The sequence below is a fragment of the Neorhizobium alkalisoli genome (genome assembly GCF_002968635.1).
Classification (GTDB): Bacteria; Pseudomonadota; Alphaproteobacteria; order Rhizobiales; family Rhizobiaceae; genus Neorhizobium; species Neorhizobium alkalisoli.
In genome coordinates, this window is the sequence record NZ_PVBN01000016.1 from 79,522 (window position 1) to 91,151 (window position 11,630).

The window sequence follows — 11,630 nt, forward strand, 5'->3', positions numbered from 1 at the left end:
GCTGAGGAGGGAAGCGGGTACCGGGAGTTCGAACCGGCCACAGAACGACTGCAAGCTACAGCCTAATCACCTGCGGACAAAGGAGGGAATGGCGGAGAGGGTGGGATTCGAACCCACGATACGGTTGCCCGTATGCCGCATTTCGAGTGCGGTGCTTTCGACCACTCAGCCACCTCTCCGCTTGAGCATGATGACGCGTTGGTCAGCGCGGCGTTCTCATAGCGATGAAAGTTGGGACTGGCAAGGGGCCAATATCAAGAGAAGCCAAGCTTTTATCTTGACAGTTTTTTGTCTGTCGCGTATCCGAGCACGCGATTAGGCGTGGAAAAGTCTCCATGCCTCTTTGTTTGTGTGAAGGGCATCGGCCTTTCGCGCAGACTTAACCGGCAGACACGTTCAAAAGACACTTCTTTCGAATCCCTGCTAGAGCCCGACTGATAAAAAGACGGCCGCCTTTTTAGGCAGAGCCGGAACGAACATGAAAGGATAAAAAATGTTCGCAGTCATCAAGACCGGCGGTAAACAGTACCGCGTGGCAGCCAACGACGTCGTGACCATCGAAAAGCTGGACGCCGAAGCTGGTGCAGTCGTGGAATTCAACGAAATCCTGGTCGTCGGCGTTGGCGCCGATGCCAAGTTCGGCGCTCCCTTCGTTCAGGGTGCGACGGTCAAGGCCGAAGTGGTCGAGCATAACCGTGGCAAGAAGGTCATCTCCTTCAAGAAGCGTCGCCGCCAGAATTCCAAGCGGATTCGCGGCCATCGCCAGCATCACACGGTTGTCCGCATCACGGACATCTTGGCTTAACAACGGGTTTCGAAGGTTAAAGGAGAACTCCAATGGCACATAAAAAAGCTGGCGGTTCGTCGCGCAACGGTCGCGATTCTCAGTCCAAGCGCCTTGGCGTGAAGAAGTTCGGCGGCGAAGTTGTCATTCCGGGCAACATTATCGTGCGCCAGCGCGGCACGCAGTGGCATCCGGGTCAGAACGTCGGCCTCGGCAAGGACCACACCATTTTTGCACTTACGGCAGGCAACGTGAATTACCGTACGAAGGCCAATGGCCGAGTATACGTGTCCGTAATGCCGAAAGCCGAAGCAGCAGAATAAAGCCGGTAAGCGTTTCAAGCAGCCGGTGTCACATCGACCCGGCTGAACGTCCAAGGTTCAGTAAGAAAAAAGGGAAGATGGGACACCACCATCTTCCCTTTTTCTTTTACCCCCAGCAGGAGGACTGAACATGCAAGGCGAACTATTGAGGGCGAGCCAATCCCGGCCGCCAGAGGAACGGTTAAGACCCGACCGGTCGAGAAGCGATTGCCCCGTCTTACTGTCGCAGAGCCTGGTTCTCCGCGCACCCCACGAAGAAGACATCGACGCACTTGCCCATCTCGCCAACAATGCGAATATCGCGACCATGGTGTCGCGTATGCCGCATCCCTATACGGCAAAAGACGCAGCCGATTTCGTGCGACGCACGAAAGCCGGCGAGATCGGCAAATGCGTCTACGCCATTACGCGAGGTGACAACGGCGCCTTCCTCGGCTGCTGCGCGCTGGAGCCCCACCAGGACGAACGAACCCTGGAGATCGGCTATTGGCTGGGTGAACCCCATTGGAACAAGGGCTATGCCACGGAAGCCGCACATGTCCTGATCGACATGGCCTTCCGGACCCGCAACCACATCGACTACATCGATGCCCGCTGCCGGGTAACCAACATCGCCTCCAAGCGGGTCATCCAGAAATGCGGCTTCCAGTTTCAGGGTACCGGCATGATCGATTGCATGGCGCTTGGCGGCATGGTCGCAGTCGAATGGTTCCGGCTCGACCGCAAGACCTGGATGTCCTTGAGAAGCTGGGGAGAATTGCGATGAACGCCGCCGTTCTTCAGAAGCCGGCCCCGCTGGCGACACTGCCGGGGCCTTGTCCTGTTATCGCGACGGAAAGGCTGCTGCTGCGGCCGCACCGGATGGCGGACGCAACGGCTATCGCGGAATCGCTATCCGACTTCAAGGTGAGCCGGATGTTGTCACGCGTACCTCAGCCGTATGACGGACAGGATGCGCTGGACTGGCTGGTGCCGCAGACATCCGGCATTCTGCCGGATTGGACGCTGGCGATCACGACCGGTGATGATGTTCACATCGGCGTCGTTGCCATCGAGCTCCGGCGTGGCGGGTGGCATCTCGGATACTGGCTGAACCGCTTCTACTGGGACCGCGGCTACATGACCGAAGCCACCGCGGCGGTGCTGGAGCGTTTTTTCCGGCGGATGCCTGGAGCGACGATCCATTCCGGCGCGTTCGCCGACAATCTCGCATCGCTGCATGTCCAGAAGAAGCTCGGCTTCAGGATCACCGATGCGGATGAGATCTTCTGCCTGTCACGCAACCGCATGGTGCCTCACATCGAGACCATCCTGACGGCGGAGGATTTCCGCCGCCCAGGCCGACCGTGAGGTCGAAGGACAAGAGATCCGGCGGAGAAGACCGCCGGATCTCAATCGACCTCGACCCAGAGCGGAAAGTGGTCGGATCCGAGCGCGCTGTGATCGATCCGGGCATTTTTCACCCGCGACGCCAATTCAAAATTCACGAAGCAATGATCCAGATGCATCTTGACCGGTCCATCCCCCGGCGGCTTTGCCCAGGTGAAGCTTTGCGGCGACAGAAGCCCGAGGCGGTCCAGCACGTCGACGAGCTCATTGGCGCGCAGAGATCGACCGTAGTAACGATCCGGCCGGCCGGCCATGGCAATATACTCGGGCGATTCCGGCTCCATGTTGAAGTCGCCCATCAGAAAGAAATGTTCCGGCAGTGGCGGATCCGGGAAGCCCTCCTCGGCGGCGCCGGTCAAAGCCCCGCCTTCTGCGACGAAGTTGAGCACACGGTCCTTGAGGAAGCGGATCTGGGACAATCGTTCATCGGGAGAAACGTGATCGAGATGAACGGAGTAGACGCGCAGCGGCCCGCTCGGTGCTGCGATAACCGCCTCCAGAGCGCCACGCTGCAGGTTGAGCTTGTCGATGGTGCGGCTGCGCGGCAGGAGCAGATGGCGCGTGGCAAGGATCGGCCAGCGCGACAGGATCATGTTGCCGAACTGGAAACGACGCTCGACGCGGCGACCGTTCTCGGTGGAGACATCGAGCAAGACATCGCAGGGGGCGGCGTAGACATGGAAGTATTCGGGAAGAAGTTCGCAGAACCGGGCGACGAGGTCGACGTGGCCGTTTTTGGCAAAACCTCGCGTCACCTCCTGAAGCGCGATGATGTCGGCCCCTTCGATACTCCTGGCGATGCGTTCGAGATCGAACTCGCCATCCATTCCGATCCCGTACTGGATGTTATAGCTCACCAACTTCATGATAATCTTTGACCTCCGCCCCAACGGGCGATATCGAAACCCACCGGATGCCCACTGTGAAATGAGGCTCCGACTAACACAAGATAGACGGCAGTAAGATGAAATTTCTCGACGAGGCAAAAGTCTACATACGCTCCGGTGACGGCGGCGGGGGCGCGGTCTCGTTTCGGCGGGAAAAGTTCATCGAGTTCGGCGGGCCGGACGGTGGAGACGGCGGCCGCGGCGGTGATGTCTGGGTTGAAGCCGTCAACGGCTTGAACACCCTGATCGACTTCCGTTTCCAGCAGCATTTCAAGGCCCAGACCGGCACGCACGGCATGGGACGCAACCGCACCGGCGCCAATGGCGGCGACGTGACGCTGAAAGTCCCGGTCGGAACGCAGATTTTCGAGGAAGACAACGAAACGCTGATCATCGACCTGACGAAAGAGGGCCAGAAGTTCCGGCTTGCGAAAGGCGGCAATGGCGGTTTCGGCAACACCCATTTCAAGACCTCCACAAACCAGGCGCCAAACTGGGCCAATCCCGGCTTGGAAGGCGTGGAAAAGACCATCTGGCTGCGGCTGAAGCTGATTGCCGACGCAGGTCTGGTCGGGCTCCCCAATGCCGGAAAGTCGACATTCCTCGCATCCGTGAGCCGGGCGCGCCCGAAGATCGCCAACTATCCATTTACGACGCTGCATCCCAATCTCGGCGTCGCCACCATCGATGGCCGGGAGTTCGTCCTCGCCGATATTCCGGGCTTGATCGAAGGCGCTCATGAGGGTGTCGGCATCGGCGACCGGTTCCTCGGCCATGTCGAGCGCACCCGGGTACTCCTGCATCTGGTCTCCGCCGTCGAAGAAAAGGTCGGCAAGTCTTATAAGACGGTGAAACACGAGCTCGAAGCCTACGGCGGCGGTCTGATCGACAAGCCGGTCATCGTGGCTCTTTCGCAGATCGACGTGCTCGACGACAAGGAACTGAAGAAGAAGGCGAAGGAACTGGAAAAGGCATGCGGCCAGACGCCGTTCCTGATCTCCGCGGTCACCGGCAAGGGCATGACCGAAGTGTTGCGCGCATTGCGTGACGTGATCGTCGAAGCGAGCGAGGGCGACGAAACGGCACTTCCCGACAGGTCCGTGCCCATCCAGGACTTCGATGAAGAGGATAGCCAATGACCGCAGCACGCCGGCCTCTCGCCAGCCACCGCCGCATCGTCATCAAGATTGGCTCGGCTCTTCTGGTGGACCGGAAGACCGGCCTCCGGGCGCAGTGGCTCGACGCAATCTGCGCCGATATCGCCGCTCTGAAAGGCAAGGGCATCGATGTCCTGGTGGTTTCCTCCGGCGCGATTGCGATGGGTCGTACGGTGCTGGATCTGCCGGCGGGAGCGCTGAAGCTGGAGGAAAGTCAGGCCGCGGCGGCAGTCGGCCAGATCGCGCTTGCCCGCGCCTGGTCGGAAAGCCTTTCTCGGGACGGCATCGTGGCCGGCCAGATCCTGCTGACATTGGGCGACACCGAAGAGCGCCGCCGATACTTGAATGCCCGCGCGACGATCAACCAGCTCCTGAAGATCGGTGCGGTGCCGATCATCAACGAAAACGACACGGTCGCCACGACGGAAATCCGCTATGGCGACAATGATCGTCTTGCCGCTCGCGTCGCCACCATGACCAGCGCGGATCTTCTGGTACTCCTTTCCGATATCGATGGGCTTTATACGGCGCCGCCGCATCTCGACCCGGATGCAAGATTTCTGGAGATCATCCCGGCGATCACACCCGAGATCGAGGCGATGGCGGGCGGCGCAGCTTCCGAGCTTTCACGCGGCGGCATGCGTACGAAGATCGATGCGGGCAAGATAGCAACCGGCGCCGGCTGTGCCATGATCATCGCATCCGGAAAAACGCAACATCCATTGCGCGCCATCGAAGACGGTGCCCGCTCCTCCTGGTTCGCACCTTCCGGCACACCGGTCGCCGCGCGCAAGACCTGGATAGCGGGGCAACTCCAGCCGGCCGGCGAACTTTTCGTCGATGAAGGCGCGGAAAATGCGCTGGGAACTGGGAAAAGCCTGTTGCCGGCCGGCGTTCGCCGCATCGAAGGCAATTTCCATCGTGGCGATACGGTCGCGATCGTCGGAATCGACGGGCGGGAGATAGCTCGCGGGCTGGCCAGTTACGACGCCGAAGAGGCGCGCCAGATCATCGGTCGGAAGTCGGGAGAGATTGAAGCGATCCTTGGTTATGCCGGCCGCGCCGCCATGGTTCATCGCGATGATCTCGTCATGACCGCCTCCAGCCGGCGGAAGACGAAAAAAGAAGACCTCAAGGAGGATGCCGCCCATGCTTGACAAGATCATTGCGGCGAACGATGTCGCCATTGTCATGGACGAGATCGGCCGTAACGCCAAGGCGGCCGCACGTGAACTCGCGACGGCTTCGACCGAAATAAAGAACAAGGCTCTGAACGCCATGGCGGATGCGATCGTCGCCGCCCAGGACGAGATTCTGGCAGCCAATGCCGCCGACCTGAAGAATGTCGAGGGCAAAGGCCTTCTGCCATCCTTCATCGACCGGCTGACGCTGACGGAAAAGGCTATTGCCGGCATGGCGGACGCGTTGCGGGAAATCGCGGAGTTCAAGGATCCGGTCGGCGAAGTCATCGCTGCCTGGGATCGGCCGAACGGCCTTCATATCGAGCGCGTCCGGACGCCGCTCGGGGTCATCGGCGTCATTTATGAGAGCCGGCCCAATGTAACGGCGGATGCCGGCGCGCTCTGCCTGAAGGCCGGCAATGCCGTGATCCTGCGAGGCGGATCCGATTCTCTTCACTCATCGCAGGCTATCCATGAGTGCCTCGTCGCCGGCTTGAAGGCCGCGGGCCTTCCACAGCATACGATTCAGATCGTGCCTACGACCGATCGTGCCGCCGTTGGCGCCATGCTCTCGGGCCTGGATGGCGCAATCGACGTCATCGTTCCCCGCGGAGGAAAAAGCCTTGTCGCCCGGGTGCAGAACGAGGCGCGTGTGCCGGTCTTCGCCCATCTGGAAGGACTCTGCCATATCTATGTGGACGCCTCCGCAGACGTGGAAATGGCCAGGGAGATCGTCGTCAACGCCAAGATGCGTCGCACCGGCGTCTGCGGAGCGGCGGAAACCTTGCTGATCGACAGTGCGGCCATCGGCACGCATCTGATGCCGATTCTTCAAGCATTGATCGAGGCAGGCTGCGAAATCCGCGCCTCCGCCGCAGTGTTGAAGGTTTTCCCGGGCTTGAAGCCCGCCATGGAAGAAGATTGGCGCACGGAATACCTCGACTCGGTAATTTCCGTCGCCATCGTCGATAGAATTTCCGGTGCGATCCGTCATATCAACACCTATTCGTCCAGCCATACGGAAGCCGTGATCGCTGAGGATGCGGAAGTCGTCGGACGTTTCTTCAACGAGATCGATTCGGCGATCCTGATCCACAATGCCTCGACCCAGTTTGCCGATGGCGGCGAGTTCGGGATGGGTGGAGAAATCGGCATTTCGACCGGCAAGATGCATGCCCGCGGCCCTGTAGGCGTCGAGCAGCTGACCTCTTTCAAATACCGGGTGCATGGCACCGGCCAGATTCGGCCCTGACGTGACCGAACCGACTGTCGGCTCCCGCTATCTTGCCCTGCCGCATGTCGAGCGAGGCATGGCGGTGGGGCTGTTCGGCGGCTCGTTCAATCCACCGCATGAGGGCCATCTGCTGGTCGCGGAGATCGCCCTCCGGCGTCTCGGCCTGGATCAGCTTTGGTGGATGGTGACCCCCGGCAATCCCTTGAAGAGCCGGGCTCAGCTCGCTTCGCTGCCGGACCGGCTCGCCATGAGTGAGAGGCTGATCCATGATCCTCGCATAAAGGTGACCGCCTTCGAAAAAAACCTCGGCGGCGCCTATACCGCGGATACCCTGGCCTTCGTGAAGGCGCGGAGACCGCATGTACATTTCGTCTGGATCATGGGTGCCGACAGCTTGAAGACCTTCCATCGCTGGCAGAAATGGCAGGAGATTGCCGGTATGTTCCCGATCGCCGTCGTCGACCGGCCCGGTGCCACTTTGTCGTTCCTGTCGTCCAAGATGGCCCGCACTTTCCACTATGCCCGTGTCGACGAAGATGATGCCGGCACGCTCTGGAAAAGGAAAGCGCCTGCCTGGACCTTCATCCATGGCCCCCGCTCGGCGTTGAGTTCTACTGCGATCCGCGACACCATCAGCCAAAAAATTGGCTAAAGCGATCGAGGTGCTCGGCCATTGGGGATGGTTCTACATCTTATGATCACCTTTTCAGCATCTCCCTTGAAAGATTAACCATTCGATGCCACTTTTTATATCGCGGCCGAGTGCGACTCGGATTCGCTGAAAGTGCATGTTGCTGTTACCGGAAGAAAGGACAGACCCTGACAACAGTACACGCCAAGGGAAAGACGGCCTCCGTCCTCCCGAAGAGCTTGGAACGTGGCGCCGATGCTGCCGCCCGCGCTCTCGAACTGGTCCTCGCAAGTCTCGAGGACTCCAAAGCTGAAGATATCGTCACCATCAACATTGCTGGAAAGTCAGCGCTTGGAGACTACATGGTAGTCGTCTCCGGACGATCGACTCGCCATGTCACGGCAATTTCCGATCACCTGATTTCCGACTTGAAGGACGAGGGCCTGGGAACGGCTCGTGTCGAAGGTCTGGAGACCGGCGACTGGGTGCTGATTGACACTGGTGACATCATCATCCATGTGTTCCGCCCGGAAATCCGAGAGTTCTACAACATCGAAAAGATGTGGGCTGCTCCGGATATCGAGGAAGGCACACTGCTGCACTGACGGCACCAGGTATGACCTGAACCCGTCAAGGCCGAGGTTGAAATTCAAGGCCGGGCACATGCTCGTCGCCTGAAGTGGTTTCGACCGTCAAAACCAACGGATCAGGACATGCGGATAAGCCTTTTTGCCGTGGGACGGTTGAAAGCCGGACCGGAAAAGGACCTCGCGTCCCGTTATCTCGACCGCTTGGCCAAGGCTGGCCCGGCGGTAGGATTGGAATTGTCCAAACTGGTCGAGGTCCAGGAAAGCCGCGCGGCAAATGCCGAGACCCGCAAGCGCGAGGAAGCGAGCCTGCTGGAAAAGGCACTTCCCGAAGGTGCTGTGCTCGTTCTTTTGGACGAACGGGGCAAGGCGCTCGACAGCGAGGCCTTTGCCGAAGTTATCGGCCGCTATCGTGACAACGGCAAGCGCGACCTGATGATCGCGATCGGCGGCGCCGACGGACTTGATGCCGATCTGCGCCGACGCGCGGATATGGTGCTCAATCTCGGCTCGATGACATGGCCGCACCAGCTCGTGCGGATCCTGATCGCCGAACAGCTCTATCGCGCCGTCACGATCCTCTCCGGCCATCCCTATCACCGCGTGTGAACGCTTCATTTACCTTCGAACACGATGTTGTTTATGGTCCTGTCCGGCAAATCAGCTTACGCTTTCTCGATCGGACTTTCGGAGCGAGGATGAGGAAGGGAAGTATGATATCGAACCGGCACATGCTGCTTTTTGCGGCCGCCCTCGGTGTCCCCCTGGCTTTTCCGCACTCTCTTTCCGTACCGGTGCATGCGCAGGATCTTGAAATGCCTTCGCCGCCTTCGGAAGCGTCGCCTGCTGCAGTTGACCCCACGGCCGATCTTCAGCGCCGCCGAAACGAAACGCGCGGCGAACTCGAGGTTCTCGCCAAGAACATGAAATTGTCGGCCGAACGGGCCGCAGCGATCGAAAAAACCATCGCAGAAACCAGAAAGAACAGCGCCGATATCCGTCAGGCGCTTATAGGTTCCGCTTCACGGCGCAAGAGCCTGGAAACCGGGATTCTGGACAGCGAAAAGAAAATTGCCCAACTCAAGGTCAGGGAAGATGGTATCCGTGCCTCGCTGCGCGGCCGCCGTGCCGTACTGGCGGAGGTTCTGGCTGCGCTTCAACGGATGGGCCGAAACCCGCCCCCGGCACTTCTGGTGACGCCGGATGACGCGCTGGCGTCGGTACGAAGCGCCATCCTGCTTGGCGCCGTTGTACCGGGCATGCGCCATGAGGCGGACAAACTGGTTGCCGACCTCCAGTCGCTTGCTTCTCTGCAAGCGTCGACCGTTTCGGAGAAGACCAATGTCTCGAACACCATTGCCGAAAGCCTCGAGGAGGAACGGCGGATGGATCTTCTGTTGGCGGAAAATGAAAAACTGAACAAGCGCAATGCAGCCGATCTCGATGCCGAGCGACGCCGCTCGGAAGAACTGGCAGGCCGCACCAATTCGCTCGACGGCCTCATTCAATCGCTCGAGGGCGAGATCGCTTCGGTGCGTGAGGCGATCGACAGGGCTCGGGCAGAAGAAGAGCGGCGGCGCATGCTGTCCGAGGCCGAGCGGGAAAGAGCAAAACAGCTGGCCGAAAGCGGCGTGCCCGACAAAAACCGCATTGCGCCCGCATACGCGTTTTCGAGCCTCAGGCAGAGGCTGGAGCTTCCGGTGGCCGGCGATGTTTTGCGTTTGTTCGGCGACGCTGACGGGACGGGGCATACGGCACGAGGCATGACTGTCGCTTCGAATCCCGGCGCGGTGGTAACGGCGCCAGCTGACGGCCTCGTCGTTTTCGCCGGCACCTTCCGAAGCTACGGACAAATGATCATCCTTAATGCCGGAGATGGGTATCATCTGGTTCTGACCGGCATGGAGGAAGTGAATGCGCGACAAGGGAAGTTCGTTTTTGCAGGCGAGCCCATTGCAGTGATGGGTGAGAAAAGAGTGGCAAGCGCAACGGCATTGGCGCTGGAAACAGATCGTCCAACGCTTTACATTGAATTCCGAAAGGACGGCACCCCGGTCGATTCCAGACCGTGGTGGACCGCGAAAGAAACTGGAAGGGCACGAAATGATTCGTAGGGCTTCTCTTGTCATCATCGGTGCACTCATGGGTGCGACCGCGATGAGCGTGATTTATTCGGCCGGTGTGCCGGCGCAAGCTGCCGGCCCTTCGACCTACCGGGAATTGTCGATTTTCGGCGATGTTTTTGAGCGCGTTCGTGCCCAGTACGTTACGCCGCCGGACGAAGAAAAACTGGTCGAAAACGCCATCAACGGCATGCTGACCTCGCTTGATCCCCATTCGAGCTTCATGAACGCCAGGGATGCCGAGGATATGCGCACGCAGACCCGCGGCGAGTTCGGCGGCCTGGGCATCGAAGTCACCATGGAGAACGAGCTCGTCAAGGTTATTGCCCCGATCGACGATACTCCGGCTTCGCGTGCCGGCATCCTGTCGGGCGATTTCATTTCCGAGATCGATGGTCAGCCGGTGCGCGGTCTGAAGCTTGAGGAAGCCGTCGAGAAGATGCGCGGTGCGGTCAATACGCCGATCAAGCTCACCGTCATCCGACAGGGTGCCGACAAGCCGCTCGACATTACCGTCGTCCGCGACATCATCGCGGTGCGCGCCGTCAAGTCTCGCGTCGAAGGTGGTGACGTGGGATATCTCCGGGTCATCTCGTTCACCGAGAAGACCTATGACGACCTCGAAAAGGCGATCAAGAAGATCAAGGCGGATGTACCGGCAGACAAGCTTAAAGGCTATGTCCTCGACTTGCGCCTCAATCCAGGCGGCCTTCTCGACCAGGCGATCAACGTATCGGATGCGTTCCTGGAGCGTGGTGAAGTCGTATCGACCCGGGGCCGCAACGCCGATGAGACCCGCCGCTTCAATGCCGGCCCAGGGGACCTGACGGATGGAAAGCCGGTGATCGTTCTGGTCAACGGCGGCTCGGCCTCAGCCTCCGAAATCGTCGCCGGTGCCCTACAGGATCTGAAGCGTGCGACCGTGCTCGGCACCCGCTCCTTCGGCAAGGGTTCGGTGCAGACCATTATACCCCTTGGCGACGCAGGCGCGTTGCGCCTGACGACGGCTCTGTATTACACGCCGTCCGGCAAGTCGATTCAGGGTACCGGTATCGCCCCGGATATCAAGGTCGAGCAGCCGCTGCCTGCGGAGCTTCAGGGCAAGGTCCGTGCGGAAGGCGAATCGAGCCTGCGTGGGCATATCCAGGGTGCGGCCGAAACCGAGGAAGGCTCCGGCTCGGTCGCTTACGTGCCGCCGGAAGCCAAGGACGATATCCAGCTGAACTACGCCATGGACCTGCTTCATGGGACGAAGACGGATCCGTCTTTCCCGGCAAGCCCGGAAAAGGCGGCCGCAAACGTGAAGAAGTGACAATATCGGAACCGGCCAGTGC

13 protein-coding genes and 1 tRNA gene are annotated in these 11,630 nt (G+C 60.0%); 12 read left to right on the plus strand and 2 right to left on the minus strand.

The window, feature by feature from the left end; all coding sequences use genetic code 11:
• Window positions 1-89: 89 nt before the first annotated feature.
• Window positions 90-179: transfer RNA gene (locus C5L13_RS26165), tRNA-Ser, on the minus strand.
• Window positions 180-493: 314 nt separating this feature from the next.
• On the opposite strand from C5L13_RS26165, the gene rplU reads away from it, so the two are divergent.
• The 4 genes from rplU (at window position 494) to C5L13_RS26185 (ending at window position 2,457) form a co-directional block, all read left to right on the plus strand.
• Window positions 494-805, plus strand: a complete 312-nt coding sequence (gene rplU / locus C5L13_RS26170; protein ID WP_105386200.1) for a 50S ribosomal protein L21 — start codon at window positions 494-496, stop codon at window positions 803-805.
• A gap of 32 nt (window positions 806-837) precedes the next feature.
• Window positions 838-1,107, plus strand: a complete 270-nt coding sequence (rpmA, locus tag C5L13_RS26175; protein WP_105386201.1) for a 50S ribosomal protein L27 — start codon at window positions 838-840, stop codon at window positions 1,105-1,107.
• 130 nt (window positions 1,108-1,237) lie between these two features.
• Entirely contained in the window at window positions 1,238-1,873 is a 636-nt protein-coding gene (locus C5L13_RS26180) for a GNAT family N-acetyltransferase (RefSeq protein WP_105386202.1), read from the plus strand.
• Complete coding sequence (locus C5L13_RS26185) at window positions 1,870-2,457, plus strand: GNAT family N-acetyltransferase (protein ID WP_105386203.1); 588 nt, start codon at window positions 1,870-1,872, stop codon at window positions 2,455-2,457. Before C5L13_RS26180 ends, C5L13_RS26185 begins: the two co-directional genes overlap by 4 nt.
• A 41-nt stretch (window positions 2,458-2,498) precedes the next feature.
• On the opposite strand, the gene C5L13_RS26190 is transcribed toward C5L13_RS26185, so the two are convergent.
• Window positions 2,499-3,362: an endonuclease/exonuclease/phosphatase family protein gene (locus C5L13_RS26190; protein WP_105386204.1), complete on the minus strand. Its 864-nt coding sequence runs from the start codon at window positions 3,360-3,362 to the stop codon at window positions 2,499-2,501.
• Between the two features lie 98 nt (window positions 3,363-3,460).
• On the opposite strand from C5L13_RS26190, the gene obgE reads away from it, so the two are divergent.
• The 8 genes from obgE (at window position 3,461) to C5L13_RS26230 (ending at window position 11,608) form a co-directional block, all read left to right on the plus strand.
• The gene (gene obgE, locus C5L13_RS26195; RefSeq protein WP_105386205.1) at window positions 3,461-4,522 is read left to right on the plus strand and encodes a GTPase ObgE; all 1,062 of its coding nucleotides are present in this window, start codon (window positions 3,461-3,463) and stop codon (window positions 4,520-4,522) included.
• A complete protein-coding gene (gene proB, locus C5L13_RS26200; RefSeq protein WP_105386206.1) occupies window positions 4,519-5,697 on the plus strand; it encodes a glutamate 5-kinase in 1,179 nt (392 codons plus the stop codon). The genes obgE and proB overlap by 4 nt, the downstream gene beginning before the upstream one ends.
• The gene (locus C5L13_RS26205; protein WP_105386207.1) at window positions 5,690-6,973 is read left to right on the plus strand and encodes a glutamate-5-semialdehyde dehydrogenase; all 1,284 of its coding nucleotides are present in this window, start codon (window positions 5,690-5,692) and stop codon (window positions 6,971-6,973) included. Before proB ends, C5L13_RS26205 begins: the two co-directional genes overlap by 8 nt.
• A complete protein-coding gene (locus C5L13_RS26210) occupies window positions 6,948-7,607 on the plus strand; it encodes a nicotinate-nucleotide adenylyltransferase (RefSeq protein WP_105386208.1) in 660 nt (219 codons plus the stop codon). The genes C5L13_RS26205 and C5L13_RS26210 overlap by 26 nt, the downstream gene beginning before the upstream one ends.
• A gap of 110 nt (window positions 7,608-7,717) precedes the next feature.
• Complete coding sequence (gene rsfS, locus C5L13_RS26215; protein WP_105386209.1) at window positions 7,718-8,191, plus strand: ribosome silencing factor; 474 nt, start codon at window positions 7,718-7,720, stop codon at window positions 8,189-8,191.
• Window positions 8,192-8,299: 108 nt separating this feature from the next.
• Window positions 8,300-8,782 (plus strand): 23S rRNA (pseudouridine(1915)-N(3))-methyltransferase RlmH, encoded by a 483-nt coding sequence (gene rlmH / locus C5L13_RS26220; protein WP_105386210.1) that lies wholly within the window; start codon window positions 8,300-8,302, stop codon window positions 8,780-8,782.
• A gap of 122 nt (window positions 8,783-8,904) precedes the next feature.
• Window positions 8,905-10,287, plus strand: a complete 1,383-nt coding sequence (locus C5L13_RS26225; RefSeq protein ID WP_105386247.1) for a murein hydrolase activator EnvC family protein — start codon at window positions 8,905-8,907, stop codon at window positions 10,285-10,287.
• A complete protein-coding gene (locus tag C5L13_RS26230; protein ID WP_105386211.1) occupies window positions 10,277-11,608 on the plus strand; it encodes a S41 family peptidase in 1,332 nt (443 codons plus the stop codon). The genes C5L13_RS26225 and C5L13_RS26230 overlap by 11 nt, the downstream gene beginning before the upstream one ends.
• The last annotated feature ends 22 nt before the right edge of the window (window positions 11,609-11,630 follow it).

Excerpts from the sequence above, each read along its gene's own strand:
- rplU (WP_105386200.1), top strand. The coding sequence starts at position 494 with ATGTTCGCAGTCATCAAGACCGGCGGTAAACAGTACCGCGTGGCAGCC.
- rpmA (WP_105386201.1), top strand. The coding sequence starts at position 838 with ATGGCACATAAAAAAGCTGGCGGTTCGTCGCGCAACGGTCGCGATTCT.
- C5L13_RS26180 (WP_105386202.1), top strand. The coding sequence starts at position 1,238 with ATGCAAGGCGAACTATTGAGGGCGAGCCAATCCCGGCCGCCAGAGGAA.
- C5L13_RS26185 (WP_105386203.1), top strand. The coding sequence starts at position 1,870 with ATGAACGCCGCCGTTCTTCAGAAGCCGGCCCCGCTGGCGACACTGCCG.
- C5L13_RS26190 (WP_105386204.1), bottom strand. The coding sequence starts at position 3,362 with ATGAAGTTGGTGAGCTATAACATCCAGTACGGGATCGGAATGGATGGC.
- obgE (WP_105386205.1), top strand. The coding sequence starts at position 3,461 with ATGAAATTTCTCGACGAGGCAAAAGTCTACATACGCTCCGGTGACGGC.
- proB (WP_105386206.1), top strand. The coding sequence starts at position 4,519 with ATGACCGCAGCACGCCGGCCTCTCGCCAGCCACCGCCGCATCGTCATC.
- C5L13_RS26205 (WP_105386207.1), top strand. The coding sequence starts at position 5,690 with ATGCTTGACAAGATCATTGCGGCGAACGATGTCGCCATTGTCATGGAC.
- C5L13_RS26210 (WP_105386208.1), top strand. The coding sequence starts at position 6,948 with ATGGCACCGGCCAGATTCGGCCCTGACGTGACCGAACCGACTGTCGGC.
- rlmH (WP_105386210.1), top strand. The coding sequence starts at position 8,300 with ATGCGGATAAGCCTTTTTGCCGTGGGACGGTTGAAAGCCGGACCGGAA.
- C5L13_RS26225 (WP_105386247.1), top strand. The coding sequence starts at position 8,905 with ATGCTGCTTTTTGCGGCCGCCCTCGGTGTCCCCCTGGCTTTTCCGCAC.
- C5L13_RS26230 (WP_105386211.1), top strand. The coding sequence starts at position 10,277 with ATGATTCGTAGGGCTTCTCTTGTCATCATCGGTGCACTCATGGGTGCG.